The organism is Pseudomonas sp. 22526 (assembly GCF_052044735.1).
In the GTDB taxonomy this organism is placed as follows: Bacteria; Pseudomonadota; Gammaproteobacteria; order Pseudomonadales; family Pseudomonadaceae; genus Aquipseudomonas; species Aquipseudomonas piscium.
On sequence record NZ_JBQENK010000023.1, the window covers coordinates 109,439 to 125,967 of the forward strand.

Annotated in this window: 30 protein-coding genes; all 30 read right to left on the reverse strand. The window is 55.2% G+C overall.

The features are described from left to right. Positions 1–73: 73 nt before the first annotated feature. Positions 74–1,522, reverse strand: coding sequence for a catalase (locus ACTJKT_RS27295; protein WP_440789336.1), 1,449 nt, complete (start codon positions 1,520–1,522; stop codon positions 74–76). A 171-nt stretch (positions 1,523–1,693) separates the two neighbouring features. Then, entirely contained in the window at positions 1,694–2,080 is a 387-nt protein-coding gene (rplQ, locus tag ACTJKT_RS27300; RefSeq protein WP_007924175.1) for a 50S ribosomal protein L17, read from the reverse strand. Between the two features lie 42 nt (positions 2,081–2,122). After that, entirely contained in the window at positions 2,123–3,124 is a 1,002-nt protein-coding gene (locus ACTJKT_RS27305; RefSeq protein ID WP_007924176.1) for a DNA-directed RNA polymerase subunit alpha, read from the reverse strand. Between the two features lie 22 nt (positions 3,125–3,146). Then, positions 3,147–3,767, reverse strand: coding sequence for a 30S ribosomal protein S4 (gene rpsD, locus ACTJKT_RS27310; RefSeq protein ID WP_003176404.1), 621 nt, complete (start codon positions 3,765–3,767; stop codon positions 3,147–3,149). An 18-nt stretch (positions 3,768–3,785) separates the two neighbouring features. Continuing rightward, entirely contained in the window at positions 3,786–4,175 is a 390-nt protein-coding gene (gene rpsK, locus ACTJKT_RS27315; RefSeq protein WP_007924177.1) for a 30S ribosomal protein S11, read from the reverse strand. 30 nt (positions 4,176–4,205) lie between these two features. Beyond that, entirely contained in the window at positions 4,206–4,562 is a 357-nt protein-coding gene (gene rpsM, locus ACTJKT_RS27320) for a 30S ribosomal protein S13 (RefSeq protein WP_009045849.1), read from the reverse strand. Between the two features lie 130 nt (positions 4,563–4,692). Beyond that, on the reverse strand, positions 4,693–4,809 hold the full coding sequence (gene rpmJ / locus ACTJKT_RS27325; RefSeq protein ID WP_002555468.1) for a 50S ribosomal protein L36: 117 nt from the start codon (positions 4,807–4,809) through the stop codon (positions 4,693–4,695). A gap of 24 nt (positions 4,810–4,833) precedes the next feature. After that, the gene (gene secY / locus ACTJKT_RS27330; protein ID WP_007924182.1) at positions 4,834–6,162 is read right to left on the reverse strand and encodes a preprotein translocase subunit SecY; all 1,329 of its coding nucleotides are present in this window, start codon (positions 6,160–6,162) and stop codon (positions 4,834–4,836) included. Next, positions 6,163–6,597 (reverse strand): 50S ribosomal protein L15, encoded by a 435-nt coding sequence (gene rplO / locus ACTJKT_RS27335; RefSeq protein WP_007924183.1) that lies wholly within the window; start codon positions 6,595–6,597, stop codon positions 6,163–6,165. Positions 6,598–6,600: 3 nt separating this feature from the next. Further along, a complete protein-coding gene (rpmD, locus tag ACTJKT_RS27340; protein WP_003176408.1) occupies positions 6,601–6,777 on the reverse strand; it encodes a 50S ribosomal protein L30 in 177 nt (58 codons plus the stop codon). Positions 6,778–6,779: 2 nt separating this feature from the next. Next, positions 6,780–7,280 (reverse strand): 30S ribosomal protein S5, encoded by a 501-nt coding sequence (rpsE, locus tag ACTJKT_RS27345; RefSeq protein WP_007924184.1) that lies wholly within the window; start codon positions 7,278–7,280, stop codon positions 6,780–6,782. Positions 7,281–7,283: 3 nt separating this feature from the next. After that, positions 7,284–7,634: a 50S ribosomal protein L18 gene (gene rplR, locus ACTJKT_RS27350; RefSeq protein WP_003186037.1), complete on the reverse strand. Its 351-nt coding sequence runs from the start codon at positions 7,632–7,634 to the stop codon at positions 7,284–7,286. Between the two features lie 10 nt (positions 7,635–7,644). Further along, the gene (gene rplF / locus ACTJKT_RS27355; protein ID WP_044465327.1) at positions 7,645–8,178 is read right to left on the reverse strand and encodes a 50S ribosomal protein L6; all 534 of its coding nucleotides are present in this window, start codon (positions 8,176–8,178) and stop codon (positions 7,645–7,647) included. Positions 8,179–8,190: 12 nt separating this feature from the next. Further along, the gene (rpsH, locus tag ACTJKT_RS27360; protein WP_003228724.1) at positions 8,191–8,583 is read right to left on the reverse strand and encodes a 30S ribosomal protein S8; all 393 of its coding nucleotides are present in this window, start codon (positions 8,581–8,583) and stop codon (positions 8,191–8,193) included. A 208-nt stretch (positions 8,584–8,791) separates the two neighbouring features. Further along, entirely contained in the window at positions 8,792–9,097 is a 306-nt protein-coding gene (gene rpsN / locus ACTJKT_RS27365) for a 30S ribosomal protein S14 (protein WP_003228726.1), read from the reverse strand. Positions 9,098–9,110: 13 nt separating this feature from the next. Next, positions 9,111–9,650, reverse strand: coding sequence for a 50S ribosomal protein L5 (gene rplE / locus ACTJKT_RS27370; protein ID WP_007924186.1), 540 nt, complete (start codon positions 9,648–9,650; stop codon positions 9,111–9,113). Positions 9,651–9,670: 20 nt separating this feature from the next. Further along, positions 9,671–9,985, reverse strand: a complete 315-nt coding sequence (rplX, locus tag ACTJKT_RS27375) for a 50S ribosomal protein L24 (protein ID WP_003186046.1) — start codon at positions 9,983–9,985, stop codon at positions 9,671–9,673. Positions 9,986–9,996: 11 nt separating this feature from the next. Then, positions 9,997–10,365, reverse strand: a complete 369-nt coding sequence (rplN, locus tag ACTJKT_RS27380) for a 50S ribosomal protein L14 (RefSeq protein ID WP_002555479.1) — start codon at positions 10,363–10,365, stop codon at positions 9,997–9,999. A 23-nt stretch (positions 10,366–10,388) separates the two neighbouring features. Then, the gene (gene rpsQ, locus ACTJKT_RS27385) at positions 10,389–10,655 is read right to left on the reverse strand and encodes a 30S ribosomal protein S17 (protein ID WP_003194644.1); all 267 of its coding nucleotides are present in this window, start codon (positions 10,653–10,655) and stop codon (positions 10,389–10,391) included. Between the two features lie 2 nt (positions 10,656–10,657). Next, entirely contained in the window at positions 10,658–10,849 is a 192-nt protein-coding gene (gene rpmC / locus ACTJKT_RS27390) for a 50S ribosomal protein L29 (protein ID WP_002555481.1), read from the reverse strand. Then, positions 10,849–11,262, reverse strand: a complete 414-nt coding sequence (gene rplP / locus ACTJKT_RS27395; protein WP_003228729.1) for a 50S ribosomal protein L16 — start codon at positions 11,260–11,262, stop codon at positions 10,849–10,851. Before rplP ends, rpmC begins: the two co-directional genes overlap by 1 nt. Positions 11,263–11,274: 12 nt before the next feature. Then, complete coding sequence (rpsC, locus tag ACTJKT_RS27400) at positions 11,275–11,961, reverse strand: 30S ribosomal protein S3 (protein WP_007924192.1); 687 nt, start codon at positions 11,959–11,961, stop codon at positions 11,275–11,277. Positions 11,962–11,974: 13 nt separating this feature from the next. After that, the gene (gene rplV, locus ACTJKT_RS27405; RefSeq protein WP_003103908.1) at positions 11,975–12,307 is read right to left on the reverse strand and encodes a 50S ribosomal protein L22; all 333 of its coding nucleotides are present in this window, start codon (positions 12,305–12,307) and stop codon (positions 11,975–11,977) included. A gap of 13 nt (positions 12,308–12,320) precedes the next feature. After that, the gene (gene rpsS, locus ACTJKT_RS27410; protein ID WP_002555486.1) at positions 12,321–12,596 is read right to left on the reverse strand and encodes a 30S ribosomal protein S19; all 276 of its coding nucleotides are present in this window, start codon (positions 12,594–12,596) and stop codon (positions 12,321–12,323) included. Between the two features lie 16 nt (positions 12,597–12,612). After that, positions 12,613–13,437 carry a 50S ribosomal protein L2 gene (rplB, locus tag ACTJKT_RS27415; protein WP_007924198.1) on the reverse strand — a complete coding sequence of 275 codons (825 nt, stop codon included), beginning with the start codon at positions 13,435–13,437 and terminating at the stop codon, positions 12,613–12,615. 14 nt (positions 13,438–13,451) lie between these two features. Then, positions 13,452–13,751 (reverse strand): 50S ribosomal protein L23, encoded by a 300-nt coding sequence (gene rplW, locus ACTJKT_RS27420; protein WP_002555488.1) that lies wholly within the window; start codon positions 13,749–13,751, stop codon positions 13,452–13,454. Next, entirely contained in the window at positions 13,748–14,350 is a 603-nt protein-coding gene (gene rplD / locus ACTJKT_RS27425; RefSeq protein WP_007924200.1) for a 50S ribosomal protein L4, read from the reverse strand. Before rplD ends, rplW begins: the two co-directional genes overlap by 4 nt. Before the next feature lie 12 nt (positions 14,351–14,362). Continuing rightward, positions 14,363–14,998, reverse strand: coding sequence for a 50S ribosomal protein L3 (gene rplC / locus ACTJKT_RS27430; RefSeq protein WP_007924205.1), 636 nt, complete (start codon positions 14,996–14,998; stop codon positions 14,363–14,365). An 80-nt stretch (positions 14,999–15,078) separates the two neighbouring features. Continuing rightward, entirely contained in the window at positions 15,079–15,390 is a 312-nt protein-coding gene (gene rpsJ, locus ACTJKT_RS27435; protein ID WP_003186070.1) for a 30S ribosomal protein S10, read from the reverse strand. Between the two features lie 140 nt (positions 15,391–15,530). Beyond that, positions 15,531–16,529: elongation factor Tu (gene tuf, locus ACTJKT_RS27440; protein ID WP_440789343.1), on the reverse strand; the 999-nt coding region annotated here is incomplete at its 5' end.

The following is a 16,529-nucleotide window of genomic DNA, read 5'->3' on the forward strand; positions in this document are numbered from 1 at the left end:
GATTTTCAGAGAAAAGTAGCCGAAAAAACGCAAAAACCGCCCAAATGAGGGCGGTTCTGCTTCTCGTTTAGACTTAGTTAAGCTGTACGCCCAACGCCTTTGCGATACCTTCTCCATAAGCCGGGTCGGCCTTGAAGAAATGCTGCAGCTGACGCTGGACCACATCCGAACTGACACCCGCCATTGCGCCGGCGATGTTGTTGATCAACAGGGCTTGCTGCTGATCGTTCATCAGGCGGAACAGGGCGCCTGCATGGCTGTAGTAGTCGGTGTCCTCACGGTGATCGTAACGATCGGCCGCACCACTGAGTGCCAGGGCCGGCTCCGCGTAGCGAGGAGCCTGCTTAGGCGCGTCGGCATAGCTGTTCGGCTCATAGTTCGGCGCCGCGCCACCATTGCTGCCAAAGGCCATGGAACCATCACGCTGGTAGCTGTGCACCGGGCTGCGTGGGGCGTTGACCGGCAGTTGCTGGTGGTTGGTGCCAACACGATAGCGATGAGCATCGGCGTAAGCGAATACGCGGCCTTGCAGCATGCGGTCCGGCGACAGGCCGACGCCTGGAACCATGTTGCTAGGACCAAAGGCAGCCTGCTCGACTTCAGCGAAGTAGTTCAGCGGGTTGCGGTTCAACTCCAGCTCACCGACTTCGATCAGCGGGAACTCTTTCTGCGACCAGGTCTTGGTCACGTCGAACGGGTTCTCGTAGTGAGCGGCCGCCTCGGCTTCGGTCATGATCTGAATGCACACGCTCCATTTCGGGAAGTCGCCGCGCTCGATCGCGCTGAACAGGTCACGCTGGGCGTAATCCGGATCGGTACCCGCCAGGCGGGCAGCCTCGGCCGGGGCCAGGTTCTTGATGCCCTGCTTGGTCTTGTAGTGCCACTTCACCCAGTGACGCTCGCCCTTGGCGTTGATCAGGCTGTAGGTGTGGCTACCAAAGCCGTGCATATGACGATAACCGTCCGGAATCCCGCGATCCGAGAACAGGATGGTGACCTGGTGCAGCGCCTCGGGCGAGTGCGACCAGAAGTCCCACATCGCCTGGCCGCTCTTCAGGTTGCTCTGCGGCAGACGCTTCTGGGTGTGGATAAAGTCGGGAAACTTCAACGGGTCACGAATGAAGAACACAGGCGTGTTGTTGCCGACGATGTCCCAGTTACCTTCTTCGGTATAGAACTTCAGGGCAAAACCGCGTGGGTCGCGCTCGGTATCAGCCGAACCACGTTCGCCGCCCACAGTCGAGAAACGCAGGAAGGTAGGGGTTTGCTTGCCCACGGACTCGAAAAGCTTGGCGCTGGTGTATTCGGTGATGTCACGGGTCACGGTGAAGGTACCGTAAGCACCCGAGCCCTTGGCGTGTACACGACGCTCAGGAATGTTTTCACGGTTGAAGTGGGCCAGCTTCTCGATCAGATGAAAATCATCGAGCAGCAGCGGGCCACGAGGGCCAGCAGAACGGGAATTCTGGTTATCGGCGACTGGAGCGCCACTTGCGGTGGTAAGCGTTTTGTTTTGGCTCATGCTCAATCTTCCTCTGTCAGTCTTGGAACTGCCGGCTAATCGGCTGACGAGGAGTATCGACCATCAAGATGACAGCATCAAATTCATTAAATGATTACTATCGATAGATTTTTTCTAATACAGCAGACACAAAAAACCGGGCACTAGGCCCGGTTTTTTGTATTTGACGTCTTACTCAGCGGATACAGCTTCACCGCCGACAGCACGATCAACCAACTCGACGTACGCCATAGGCGCGTTGTCGCCAGCGCGGAAACCGCACTTGAGGATGCGCAGGTAGCCACCCTCACGGGTAGCGTAACGCTTGCCCAGGTCGTTGAAGAGCTTACCAACGATAGCTTTCGAACGAGTACGGTCGAAAGCCAGACGGCGGTTAGCCAGGCTGTCTGTCTTGGCCAAAGTGATCAGCGGCTCAGCAACGCGGCGCAGTTCTTTAGCTTTCGGCAGTGTAGTTTTGATCAGCTCGTGCTCGAACAGCGACACCGCCATGTTTTGGAACATGGCCTTGCGGTGCGAGCTGGTGCGGCTCAGGTGACGACCACTTTTACGATGACGCATGGTTCATTCCTTACCAAACACTACGTTCGGTGATTACGACGATCAGGCAGTCGCCTTGTCGTCCTTCTTAAGACTTGCAGGCGGCCAGTTGTCGAGGCGCATGCCGAGGGACAGACCGCGGGAGGCCAGAACGTCCTTGATTTCGGTCAAGGATTTCTTGCCAAGGTTCGGAGTCTTCAACAGTTCTACTTCGGTACGCTGAATCAGGTCGCCGATGTAGTAAATGTTTTCCGCCTTAAGGCAGTTAGCCGAACGTACAGTCAGTTCCAGATCGTCAACCGGGCGAAGCAGGATCGGATCGATCTCGTCTTCCTGCTCGATTACCACTGGCTCACTGTCACCCTTGAGGTCGACGAACGCAGCCAACTGCTGTTGCAGGATGGTTGCAGCACGGCGGATAGCCTCTTCAGGATCCAGAGTACCGTTGGTTTCCAGATCAATAACCAGCTTGTCCAGGTTGGTACGCTGCTCGACACGGGCGTTTTCCACCACGTATGCGATACGGCGAACCGGGCTGAACGAAGAGTCGAGCTGCAAGCGACCGATGCTGCGGCTTTCGTCTTCATCGCTCTGACGCGAGTCTGCCGGTTCATAACCACGACCACGAGCTACTACGAGCTTCATGTTCAGGGCGCCGTTAGACGCCAGGTTAGCGATTACGTGATCGGGGTTAACGATCTCGACATCATGATCCAGCTGAATATCGGCAGCGGTAACCACCCCCGAACCCTTCTTCGACAAGGTCAGCGTAACTTCGTCACGGCCGTGCAGCTTGATAGCCAGACCTTTAAGGTTCAACAGGATTTCAATTACGTCTTCCTGTACACCTTCGATGGCGCTGTACTCGTGGAGCACACCGTCAATCTCGGCCTCGACTACTGCACAGCCGGGCATTGAGGACAACAGGATGCGGCGCAGCGCGTTGCCCAGGGTGTGGCCAAAACCACGCTCGAGAGGCTCGAGGGTGATCTTGGCGCGGGTTGGACTGACAACCTGCACATCAATATGGCGGGGTGTCAGGAACTCATTTACCGAAATCTGCATGGATGCACCTATTTTCTAGCCCTTACTTGGAGTAGAGCTCGACAATCAGGCTTTCGTTGATGTCGGCGGACAGATCACTGCGAGCTGGAACGTTCTTGAAAACGCCCGACTTCTTCTCAGTGTCTACTTCTACCCATTCTACGCGGCCACGTTGGGCACACAGATCGAGAGCTTGGACAATGCGAAGTTGGTTTTTTGCTTTCTCGCGAACAGCAACCACGTCACCAGCACGAACCTGGTAGGACGGAACGTTAACGGTCTGACCGTTTACGCTGATCGACTTGTGCGATACCAGCTGACGGGATTCGGCACGAGTCGAACCGAAGCCCATACGGTATACAACGTTGTCCAGACGGCATTCGAGCAGTTGCAGCAGGTTTTCACCGGTTGCACCTTTCTTGCCAGCAGCTTCTTTGTAGTAGCCGCTGAATTGACGCTCGAGAACGCCGTAGATACGACGGACCTTCTGCTTTTCACGCAGTTGGGTGCCGTAGTCGGACTGGCGACCGCGGCGCTGGCCGTGGATACCAGGTGCTGCTTCGATGTTGCACTTGGATTCGATAGCGCGCACGCCGCTCTTCAGGAAGAGATCGGTGCCTTCGCGACGAGCCAGTTTGCATTTTGGACCAATGTAACGAGCCATTCTTTACAATCTCCTGGATTACACGCGGCGCTTCTTCGGCGGACGGCACCCGTTATGCGGGATTGGCGTCACGTCGGTGATGCTGGCGATCTTGTAGCCACAGCCGTTCAAAGCGCGGACTGCGGATTCACGACCTGGACCTGGGCCCTTGACGTTAACGTCGAGGTTTTTCAGGCCATATTCCAGCGCAGCTTGACCAGCACGCTCAGCAGCTACTTGAGCAGCGAACGGGGTGGACTTGCGGGAACCGCGGAAACCCGAACCACCGGAGGTTGCCCAGGAAAGAGCGTTACCTTGACGGTCGGTGATGGTCACGATGGTGTTGTTGAAAGACGCGTGGATGTGGGCGATGCCATCAACCACTGTCTTTTTAATCTTTTTACGAGGACGAGCAGCAGGTTTTGCCATGACTAAATTCCTGTCGATTCGCTGGTGCGATTACTTGCGGATCGGCTTACGCGGACCTTTGCGAGTACGCGCGTTGGTCTTGGTACGCTGACCGCGTACTGGCAGACCACGACGATGGCGCAGACCGCGGTAGCAGCCCAGATCCATCAAGCGTTTGATTTTCATGTTGATTTCGCGACGCAGGTCACCTTCAGTGGTGAACTTCGCCACTTCGCCACGCAGCTGTTCAATTTGCTCGTCGCTCAGATCCTTGATCTTTGCGGCTGGGTTGACCCCAGTCTCTGCACAGATTTTCTGCGCAGTCGTGCGACCAACACCATAGATGTAGGTCAGCGAGATAACAGTATGCTTGTTATCTGGAATGTTAACGCCTGCAATACGGGCCATTCAGTGGGACTCCAATTGACAGCTACCTACGCCCCGGAAGCCAAGAAATAGGGCGCGAGATAATATCGCTGTAATAACAAATAATCAACCCAGCAGCGCACTAGCTGCTGGGCTTGAAGCACAATCACACTCAGCCTTGGCGCTGTTTGTGACGCGGTTCCGCGCTGCAAATTACTCGAACAACACCTTCGCGGCGAATAATCTTGCAGTTACGGCACAGCTTTTTCACCGATGCACGAACTTTCATCACCAACTCCTCGAACCTTATGGGTCAGCGCAGCATGCCGCTGCCGTAACCCTTCAGGTTGGCTTTCTTCATCAGGGATTCGTACTGGTGCGAAACGAGGTGCGATTGTACTTGCGACATAAAGTCCATAACAACCACGACCACGATCAGCAACGAGGTCCCGCCAAGGTAGAACGGAACGTTTGCTGCAACCACCAGGAACTGGGGCAACAGGCAGACGGCCGTCATATATAGAGCACCGAACATGGTCAAGCGGGTCAGAACGCCATCAATGTAGCGCGCAGACTGCTCACCTGGACGGATGCCCGGAATAAAGGCACCGGACTTCTTCAGGTTTTCCGCTACGTCTTTCGGATTGAACATCAACGCCGTATAGAAGAAGCAGAAGAAAATAATCCCTGCACTAAACAGCAGAATATTCAACGGCTGACCAGGAGCGATCGACTGCGAGATGTCCTGCAACCAGCCCATACCTTCAGACTGACCGAACCAGGCACCCAACGAAGCCGGGAACAGCAAAATGCTGCTCGCGAAAATAGCAGGAATTACGCCTGCCATATTCACTTTCAGCGGCAAGTGGCTAGTCTGCGCAGCAAACACCTTGCGGCCCTGCTGACGCTTGGCATAGTGAACAGCAATACGACGCTGACCACGCTCAATGAACACCACAAAACCGATAATCGCTACTGCCAGCAAACCGATGGCAACCAGGGCAAAAATGTTGATATCACCCTGACGCGCAGACTCGAAAGACTGCCCGATCGCTCTCGGAAGACCGGCGACGATACCTGCGAAAATCAACATCGAGATACCGTTGCCAACACCACGCTCAGTAATCTGCTCACCCAGCCACATCATGAACATCGCACCAGCCACAAAAGTGGATACCGCGACGAAATGGAAGCCAAAGTCACCAGTGAACGCAACGCCCTGCCCCGCCAGGCCAACGGACATGCCGATGGCCTGAACAAGAGCTAGGACGACAGTGCCGTAGCGGGTGTACTGGCTGATCTTGCGACGGCCAGCTTCACCTTCCTTCTTCAACTGCTCCAGCTGCGGGCTGACGGCAGTCATCAGCTGCATGATGATCGATGCCGAGATGTACGGCATGATCCCCAGTGCAAAGATGCTCATCCGCTCCAGCGCGCCGCCGGAAAACATGTTGAACAAGCTAAGAATGGTCCCCTCATTCTGTCGAAACAGGTCTGCGAGTCGGTCAGGGTTGATACCTGGAACCGGGATGTGTGCGCCTATTCGGTAGACGATAATCGCCAAGAACAGAAAACGCAGACGAGCCCAGAGTTCAGACATACCGCCTTTGCCGAGCGCAGAGAGAGCACCTTGCTTAGCCATTTATTCCTCGAACTTGCCGCCAGCTGCTTCGATAGCCGCACGCGCACCTTTGGTGGCTGCGATGCCCTTGATAGTCACAGCGCGAGTAACTTCGCCGGACAGCATGATTTTCACACGCTGTACGTTCTGGTTAATCACGTTGGCATCTTTCAGGGACTGCACGGTGACGATGTCGCCTTCCACTTTAGCCAGCTCGGACAGACGCACTTCTGCGCGATCCATGGCTTTCAGGGATACGAAACCGAACTTCGGCAGGCGACGATGCAGCGGCTGTTGACCGCCTTCAAAGCCTGGAGCAATGGTGCCACCGGAGCGGGAAGTCTGACCTTTGTGACCACGGCCACCAGTCTTACCCAAACCACTACCGATACCACGGCCCGGACGATGCTTTTCGCGACGGGAACCCGGCGCTGGACTCAGATCATTGAGTTTCATCGATTAACCCTCGACACGCAGCATGTAGTAAGCCTTGTTGATCATCCCGCGGTTCTCGGGAGTATCCTGGACTTCTACAGTGTGACCGATGCGACGCAGACCCAGACCCTTAACGCACAGTTTGTGGTTAGGGATACGGCCGGTCATGCTTTTGATCAGCGTTACTTTAACGGTAGCCATGATCAGATGATCTCCTGGACGCTTTTGCCACGCTTGGCGGCAATGGATTCAGGGGACTGCATTGCTTTCAAACCCTTGAAAGTGGCGTGAACCACGTTTACTGGGTTAGTCGAGCCGTAGCACTTGGCCAGAACGTTCTGAACGCCAGCAACTTCGAGGACAGCACGCATAGCGCCGCCAGCGATGATACCGGTACCTTCAGAAGCAGGCTGCATGTACACCTTCGAAGCGCCGTGAGCGGACTTCATTGCGTACTGCAGAGTGGTGCCGTTCAGGTCAACTTGGATCATGTTGCGGCGAGCAGCTTCCATTGCCTTCTGGATCGCAGCAGGCACTTCACGCGACTTGCCACGGCCGAAGCCAACGCGACCTTTACCATCACCAACCACGGTCAACGCGGTGAAAGTGAAGATACGGCCGCCTTTTACGGTTTTGGCTACGCGGTTAACTTGAACCAGCTTCTCGATGTAGCCTTCGTCGCGCTTTTGGTCGTTATTTGACATAACTTAGAACTCCAGCCCAGCTTCACGAGCAGCATCAGCCAGCGCCTTGACGCGGCCGTGGTACTTGAAGCCAGAGCGGTCGAAAGCCACCTGCGAGACGCCAGCGGCTTTTGCACGCGTAGCGACCAGCTGGCCAACCTTAGTGGCCGCGTCGATGTTGCCAGTGGCGCCATCACGCAGTTCTTTATCCAAAGTCGAGGCGCTTGCCAGGACTTTGTTGCCGTCGGCCGAAATGACCTGGGCGTAGATGTGCTGCGAAGAGCGGAACACGCAGAGACGCACGACTTCGAGTTCGTGCATTTTCAGGCGTGCTTTGCGAGCGCGACGCAGTCGAGTAACTTTTTTGTCGGTCATTTGCTATGCCCTACTTCTTCTTGGCTTCTTTACGACGGACGACTTCGTCCGCGTAGCGCACACCTTTACCTTTGTAAGGCTCTGGTGGACGGAAGTCGCGGATCTCAGCGGCCACTTGACCTACCAGCTGCTTGTCGATGCCCTTGATCAGGATATCGGTCTGGCTAGGAGTCTCAGCGGTGATGCCTGCTGGCAGCTCGTAGTCCACTGGGTGCGAGAAGCCGAGGGCCAGGTTCAGCACTGTGCCTTTTGCTTGTGCTTTGTAACCAACACCGACCAGCTGGAGCTTGCGCTCGAAGCCTTGGCTTACGCCTTGGACCATGTTGTTTACCAACGCACGAGTGGTACCGGCCATTGCGCGAGTTTGTTGGTCGCCATTGCGAGCAGCGAAACGCAGCTCACCAGCTTCCTGAACAATTTCAACGGACGAGTGTACGTTCAGTTCGAGAGTGCCCTTGGCACCCTTCACCGAAAGCTGTTGGCCGGCGAATTTAACTTCAACACCAGCTGGCAGCTTAACGGGGTTCTTAGCGACGCGAGACATGCTTATCCCCCCTTAGAACACAGTGCAAAGAACTTCGCCGCCGACACCGGCAGCGCGCGCAGCACGATCAGTCATCACACCTTTGTTGGTGGAGACGATAGACACGCCGAGACCGCCACGAACTTTCGGCAGATCTTCAACGGACTTGTACTGACGCAGGCCTGGACGGCTAACGCGCTTCACTTCCTCGATGACCGGACGGCCTTCGAAGTATTTCAGCTCGATGGACAGCAGTGGCTTGGTTTCGCTGCTGATCTGATAACCCGCGATGTAACCTTCGTCCTTCAGGACTTTTGCTACAGCCACCTTCAGCGTGGAAGACGGCATGCTTACGACGGACTTTTCAGCCATCTGGGCATTACGGATTCGAGTTAGCATGTCCGCTAACGGGTCCTGCATACTCATGGGCTAGACGCTCCTGATACAAAAAAAATGAGCCTTGCGGCTACAGCTTGTCGCCGAGAAATTCCGGGCAAAAAACACGGGCTCAGGCGAGCCGGTCATTCTAGACACACCCCAGAAATGAATCAAGCCCCAAAAGGGGCTTGATTCATGTTCAAGGCCACCGGTGGTCAGGATCTTGCGACCCCGAGCACCGCGACTTTGATAGCTATTACCAGCTGGCTTTAACCAGACCTGGTACGTCACCACGCATTGCAGCTTCACGCAGCTTGTTACGGCCGAGGCCGAACTTGCGGTAAACGCCGTGCGGACGACCAGTCAGGCGGCAGCGGTTACGCATGCGCGAAGCGCTTGCGTCACGTGGCTGCTTCTGCAGAGCTACGGTAGCTTCCCAACGTGCTTCTGGACTTGCGTTCAGATCGACGATGATAGCTTTCAGCGCTGCACGCTTGGTGGCGTACTTGGCAACGGTGAGCTGACGCTTCAGCTCACGGTTTTTCATGCTCTTCTTGGCCATTTTCCTACTCCAATCAGTTGCGGAACGGGAATTTGAAAGCACGCAGCAGAGCGCGGCCTTCATCATCGTTCTTGGCAGTGGTGGTCAGGGTAATGTCCAGACCGCGGAGAGCATCGATCTTGTCGTAGTCGATTTCCGGGAAGATGATCTGCTCTTTCACGCCCATGCTGTAGTTGCCACGACCATCGAAGGACTTGGCATTCAGGCCGCGGAAGTCGCGAACCCGAGGCAGGGAGATCGACAGCAGACGATCCAGGAACTCGTACATACGCTCACGACGCAGGGTCACTTTGACGCCGATCGGCCAACCTTCACGGACTTTGAAGCCAGCGATGGATTTCCGAGCGTAGGTCACAACGACTTTCTGGCCGGTGATCTTTTCCAGGTCAGCAACAGCGTGCTCGATGACTTTTTTGTCGCCGATCGCTTCGCCCAGACCCATGTTCAGGGTGATTTTGGTAACGCGCGGAACTTCCATCACGTTCGAAAGCTTAAGTTCATCCTTAAGTTTCGGAGCGATTTCCTTCCGGTAAATCTCTTGTAGTCGTGCCATGGTCTTCTACCTAGCAGTGTTCAAGCATCAACCGCTTTTTGGGTCGACTTGAAGACACGAATTTTTTTGCCGTCTTCTACTTTGAAACCAACGCGGTCAGCCTTGTTGGTTTCGCCGTTGAAAATGGCGACGTTGGAAGCGTGCAGTGGCGCTTCTTTCTCGACGATACCGCCCTGTACGCCCGACATCGGGTTAGGCTTGGTATGACGCTTAACCAGGTTCAGACCACCAACAACCAGACGGTTGTCAGCGAGAACCTTAAGCACCTTACCGCGCTTACCCTTGTCTTTGCCGGCGATCACGATGATCTCGTCGTCACGACGAATCTTTTGCATGTCGGATCTCCTTACAGCACTTCTGGGGCGAGCGAGACGATCTTCATGAACTTCTCAGTACGAAGTTCACGGGTCACTGGCCCAAAGATACGGGTGCCGATCGGCTCTTGCTTGTTGTTCAACAGAACAGCAGCGTTGCCATCAAAGCGGATGATGGAGCCGTCAGCACGACGGACGCCATGGCGAGTGCGGACTACAACAGCAGTCATCACTTGACCTTTCTTCACCTTACCGCGAGGAATTGCTTCCTTGACGGTAACTTTGATGATGTCACCGATACCAGCGTAACGACGATGGGAGCCACCCAGCACCTTGATGCACATAACGCGGCGAGCGCCGCTGTTATCGGCCACATCGAGCATGGATTGAGTCTGAATCATATAATTTCTCCGACCCTTAGCCCTTAGACTTCCACAGCGCGTTCGAGAACATCAACCAGAGCCCAAGACTTGGTCTTGGCCATCGGACGAGTTTCACGAATAGTGACTTTGTCGCCGATGTGGCACTGGTTGGTTTCGTCGTGCGCGTGCAGCTTAGTCGAACGCTTAACGTATTTACCGTAGATAGGGTGCTTAACGCGACGCTCGATCAGAACGGTGATGGTCTTGTCCATCTTGTCGCTGACAACACGGCCAGTCAGCGTACGGACAGTTTTTTCGGCTTCAGCCATGATTACTTACCTGCCTGCTGGTTGAGCACAGTCTTCACGCGAGCGATGTCACGTTTAACTTGCGAGAGCAGATGAGACTGCCCCAACTGGCCAGTTGCCTTCTGCATACGCAGATTGAACTGGTCGCGCAGCAGGCCGAGCAGTTGCTCGTTCAGCTGCTGTGCGGATTTTTCACGAAGTTCATTCGCTTTCATCACATCACCGTCCGTTTAACAAAGGAGGTGGCGAGCGGCAGCTTTGCAGCAGCCAGGGCGAAAGCCTCACGCGCCAGCTCTTCAGAAACACCCTCGATTTCATACAGGACTTTGCCTGGCTGAATCTGGGCAACCCAGTATTCGACGTTACCCTTACCTTTACCCATCCGAACTTCGAGTGGCTTCTTGGAAATAGGCTTGTCCGGGAATACACGGATCCAGATCTTGCCGCCACGCTTTACGTGACGGGTCAGGGCACGACGTGCCGACTCGATCTGACGAGCGGTGAGACGACCACGAGCAACAGACTTCAGCGCGAACTCGCCGAAGCTGACTTTGCTACCGCGCAATGCCAGACCACGGTTGTGGCCGGTCATTTGCTTGCGGAACTTCGTACGCTTTGGTTGCAACATTTGGCGTACCCCTTACTTAGCAGCTTTTTTACGAGGCGCAGGTGCTTGTGGCTTCAGCTCTTCTTGGCGACCACCAATTACTTCGCCTTTGAAGATCCAAACCTTCACACCGATCACACCGTAAGTGGTGTGAGCTTCGTAGGTGGCATAGTCGATATCGGCACGCAGGGTGTGCAGTGGCACACGACCTTCGCGATACCATTCAGTACGTGCGATTTCAGCACCGCCGAGACGACCGCTCACTTGGATTTTGATGCCTTTGGCACCAATGCGCATGGCGTTCTGTACTGCGCGCTTCATAGCGCGACGGAACATTACACGACGCTCCAGCTGCTGAGCTACGCTCTGGGCAACCAGCATACCGTCGAGCTCCGGCTTGCGGATCTCTTCGATATTGATGTGCACAGGCACACCCATTTGCTTGGTCAGGTCCTGACGCAGTTTCTCAACATCTTCACCTTTCTTGCCGATCACGATGCCGGGACGAGCGGTGTGGATGGTGATGCGTGCAGTTTGAGCCGGACGATGGATATCGATACGGCTTACGGACGCGCTTTTTAGTTTGTCTTGGAGGTACTCACGCACATTCAGATCTGCGAGCAAATAGTCCGCATAAGTCCGACCGTCTGCGTACCAGACGGAGGTGTGCTCCTTGACGATTCCCAGGCGAATGCCAATGGGATGTACTTTCTGACCCATCTCTTCGACTCCGTTACTTGTCAGCAACCTTGACAGTGATATGGCAAGACCGCTTGACGATGCGATCAGCACGGCCTTTGGCACGCGGCATGATGCGCTTCAGCGAACGCCCTTCGTTGACGAAAACGGTGGAGACCTTCAGGTCATCAACGTCTGCGCCTTCGTTATGCTCGGCGTTGGCTACGGCCGACTCCAGCACTTTCTTCATGATCTCGGCGGCTTTCTTACTGCTGAAAGCCAACAGGTTGAGCGCTTCGCCCACCTTCTTCCCGCGGATCTGGTCGGCGACCAAGCGGGCTTTCTGGGCGGAGATTCGAGCGCCCGACAACTTAGCGGCTACTTCCATCGTTCCTTACCCCTTAACGCTTGGCTTTCTTGTCAGCCACGTGCCCGCGATATGTACGGGTACCGGCGAACTCGCCCAGTTTGTGGCCGACCATGTCTTCGTTCACGAGAACTGGAACATGTTGACGACCGTTATGCACAGCAATGGTCAGACCGACCATTTGTGGCAGGATCATGGAACGGCGCGACCAGGTCTTAACTGGTTTGCGATCGTTCTTTTCCGCCGCCACTTCGATCTTCTTCAGTAGGTGAAGATCAATAAAAGGACCTTTTTTCAGAGAACGTGGCACTGTCGTATCCCTCTATTTACTTGCGACGACGGACGATCATTTTGTCGGTACGCTTATTACCACGAGTCTTCGCGCCCTTAGTCGGGAAGCCCCATGGCGATACCGGATGACGACCACCAGAGGTACGACCTTCACCACCACCATGTGGGTGGTCAACCGGGTTCATGGCAACACCACGAACGGTTGGGCGAACGCCACGCCAGCGTTTGGCACCAGCTTTACCCAGCGAACGCAGGCTGTGCTCGGAGTTCGAGACTTCGCCCAGGGTCGCACGGCATTCAGCCAGGACTTTACGCATCTCACCAGAACGCAGACGCAGGGTCACGTAGACACCTTCACGAGCGATCAGCTGAGCCGAAGCACCAGCGGAACGAGCGATTTGCGCGCCTTTACCTGGCTTCAGTTCGATGCCGTGTACGGTGCTACCAACTGGAATGTTACGCAGTTGCAGAGCGTTGCCCGGCTTGATCGGTGCCAGAGCACCTGCGATCAGCTGGTCACCAGCGCTCACGCCTTTAGGGGCGATGATGTAGCGACGCTCGCCGTCTGCGTACAGCAGCAAAGCGATGTGAGCAGTACGGTTTGGATCGTATTCGATACGCTCGACAGTGGCAGCGATGCCATCTTTGTCGTTGCGACGGAAGTCGACCAGACGGTAGTGCTGCTTATGACCACCACCAACGTGACGAGTGGTAATACGGCCATTGTTGTTACGACCACCAGACTTCGACTTCTTCTCGAGCAGCGGTGCGTGAGGAGCGCCTTTATGCAGCTCCTGGTTGACCACCTTGACCACAAAACGGCGGCCAGGGGAAGTCGGTTTGCATTTAACGATTGCCATGATGCACCCCTTCCTTACTCAGCACTGCTGCTGAAATCGAGATCTTGGCCTGGCTGAAGGGAGATAACTGCCTTCTTCCAGTCATTACGCTTGCCCAGACCGCGAGCGGTACGCTTGCTCTTACCCAGAACGTTCAGGGTAGTAACGCGCTCCACTTTCACGCTGAACAGGCTTTCGACGGCCTTCTTGATTTCCAGCTTGGTTGCATCAGTAGCAACCTTGAAAACGAACTGGCCTTTCTTGTCTGCCAGAACCGTAGCCTTCTCGGAAACGTGCGGGCCAAGCAGAACTTTAAATACGCGTTCCTGGTTCATCCCAGCAGCTCCTCGAATTTCTTCACGGCCGACACAGTGATCAACACTTTGTCGTATGCGATCAGACTAACTGGATCGGAACCTTGCACGTCACGTACATCAACGTGTGGCAGGTTACGAGCAGCCAGGTACAGGTTCTGATCAACAGCGTCAGACACGATCAGAACGTCGGTCAGACTCATGTTGTTCAGCTTGCCCAGCAGATCTTTGGTTTTCGGAGTTTCAACAGCGAAATCCTGAACCACGACCAGACGATCAGTACGCACCAGCTCAGCAAGGATGGAACGCATTGCTGCGCGATACATCTTCTTGTTCAGCTTCTGGGAGTGATCCTGTGGACGAGCTGCGAAAGTGGTACCGCCGCCACGCCAGATTGGGCTGCGGATAGTACCGGCACGAGCACGGCCAGTACCTTTCTGACGCCATGGGCGCTTGCCGCCACCGGAAACGTCGGAACGGGTCTTTTGCTGCTTGCTACCTTGACGGCCGCCGGCCATGTAGGCCACGACTGCTTGGTGAACCAGCGTCTCGTTGAATTCGCCGCCAAATGTCAGTTCGGAAACTTCGATCGCTTGAGCGTCATTTACATTTAATTGCATGTCAGCTTCCCCTTAACCGCGAGCCTTGGCCGCCGGACGTACAACCAGGTTGCCGCCAGTAGCGCCAGGAACAGCACCCTTGACCAACAACAGATTGCGTTCAGCGTCGACGCGCACTACTTCCAGGGACTGCACGGTCACGCGCTCAGCGCCCATATGACCGGACATTTTTTTGCCCTTGAATACACGACCAGGAGTCTGGCACTGGCCAATAGAGCCCGGGACGCGGTGGGAAACGGAGTTACCGTGGGTGTTATCTTGACCGCGGAAATTCCAACGCTTGATGGTACCGGCGAAGCCTTTACCTTTCGACTGACCGGTAACATCTACCAGTTGGCCAGCTGCGAAGATTTCTGCATTGATCAGATCGCCAGCTTGGTACTCGCCTTCTTCAAGACGGAATTCCCAAACGCCACGACCGGCAGCAACGTTCGCTTTAGCGAAGTGACCTGCTTGAGCAGCAGTCACGCGCGAAGCACGACGCTCACCTACAGTGACTTGCACTGCACGATAGCCATCGGTTTCTTCAGTTTTGAACTGGGTGACGCGATTCGGCTCGATCTCAATGACCGTGACCGGAATGGAGACACCTTCTTCGGTGAAAATACGGGTCATACCGCATTTACGACCGACTACACCAATAGTCATGTTGTAAACCTCATGAGTGTACGGGGCTTTCACCCGCTATGGCCGCCCATTTCAGAGCGTTACACGACTAAGACCGAGTCTTAGCCGAGGCTGATCTGCACTTCCACACCTGCCGCAAGATCAAGCTTCATAAGTGCATCAACGGTTTTATCCGTTGGCTGGACGATGTCCAGTACGCGCTTATGAGTACGGATCTCGTACTGGTCACGCGCGTCTTTGTTGACGTGCGGGGAGACCAGAACGGTGAACCGCTCTTTACGGGTAGGCAGTGGAATAGGACCACGCACTTGAGCACCAGTACGTTTCGCGGTTTCCACGATTTCCTGGGTGGATTGGTCGATCAGGCGATGGTCGAAAGCCTTCAACCTGATACGGATTTGCTGATTTTGCATTGGATTTCAGACTCCAGGCTGCTATTCCCACCGGGCGCAATACGCCCGTTAAAAGGAGGCGCAATTCTATAGACGGTCCCACAGAGTGTCAACCCAATAAAAAAGCCCCCGCAAGCGGGGGCTTTTTCATGAGTCGTCGATTACTCGATGACTTTGGCTACGACGCCAGCGCCGACGGTACGACCGCCTTCACGGATAGCGAAACGCAGACCATCTTCCATCGCGATGGTTTTGATCAGAGTGACAGTCATCTGGATGTTGTCACCTGGCATTACCATTTCAACGCCTTCTGGCAGCTCGCAGTTACCAGTCACGTCAGTAGTACGGAAGTAGAACTGTGGACGGTAGCCTTTGAAGAACGGAGTATGACGGCCGCCTTCTTCTTTGCTCAGAACGTACACTTCAGCGGTGAACTTGGTGTGCGGCTTAACGGTACCTGGCTTAACCAGAACCTGGCCACGCTCAACGTCGTCACGCTTGGTGCCACGCAGCAGAACGCCGCAGTTCTCGCCAGCACGACCTTCGTCGAGCAGCTTGCGGAACATTTCAACGCCGGTGCAGGTGGTTTTCTGAGTGTCGCGCAGACCAACGATCTCAACTTCTTCCTGGATGCGAACGATACCACGCTCAACACGACCAGTTACCACGGTGCCACGACCGGAGATCGAGAATACGTCTTCGATAGGCATCAGGAACGGCTTGTCGATAGCACGCTCTGGCTCTGGGATGTAGGTGTCCAGAGTTTCTACCAGCTTCTTAACAGCGGTAGTGCCCATTTCGTTGTCGTCTTGGCCGTTCAGAGCCATCAGAGCCGAACCGATGATGATTGGAGTGTCATCACCTGGGAAGTCGTAAGTGCTCAGCAGATCGCGCACTTCCATCTCAACCAGTTCCAGCAGCTCAGCGTCGTCAACCATGTCAGCCTTGTTCAGGAAGACAACGATGTACGGAACGCCTACCTGACGGGACAGCAGGATGTGCTCACGAGTTTGTGGCATCGGACCATCGGCAGCCGAGCAAACCAGGATCGCGCCGTCCATCTGGGCAGCACCAGTGATCATGTTTTTGACGTAGTCGGCGTGACCTGGGCAGTCAACGTGCGCGTAGTGACGAATGTTCGAGTCGTACTCTACGTGCGC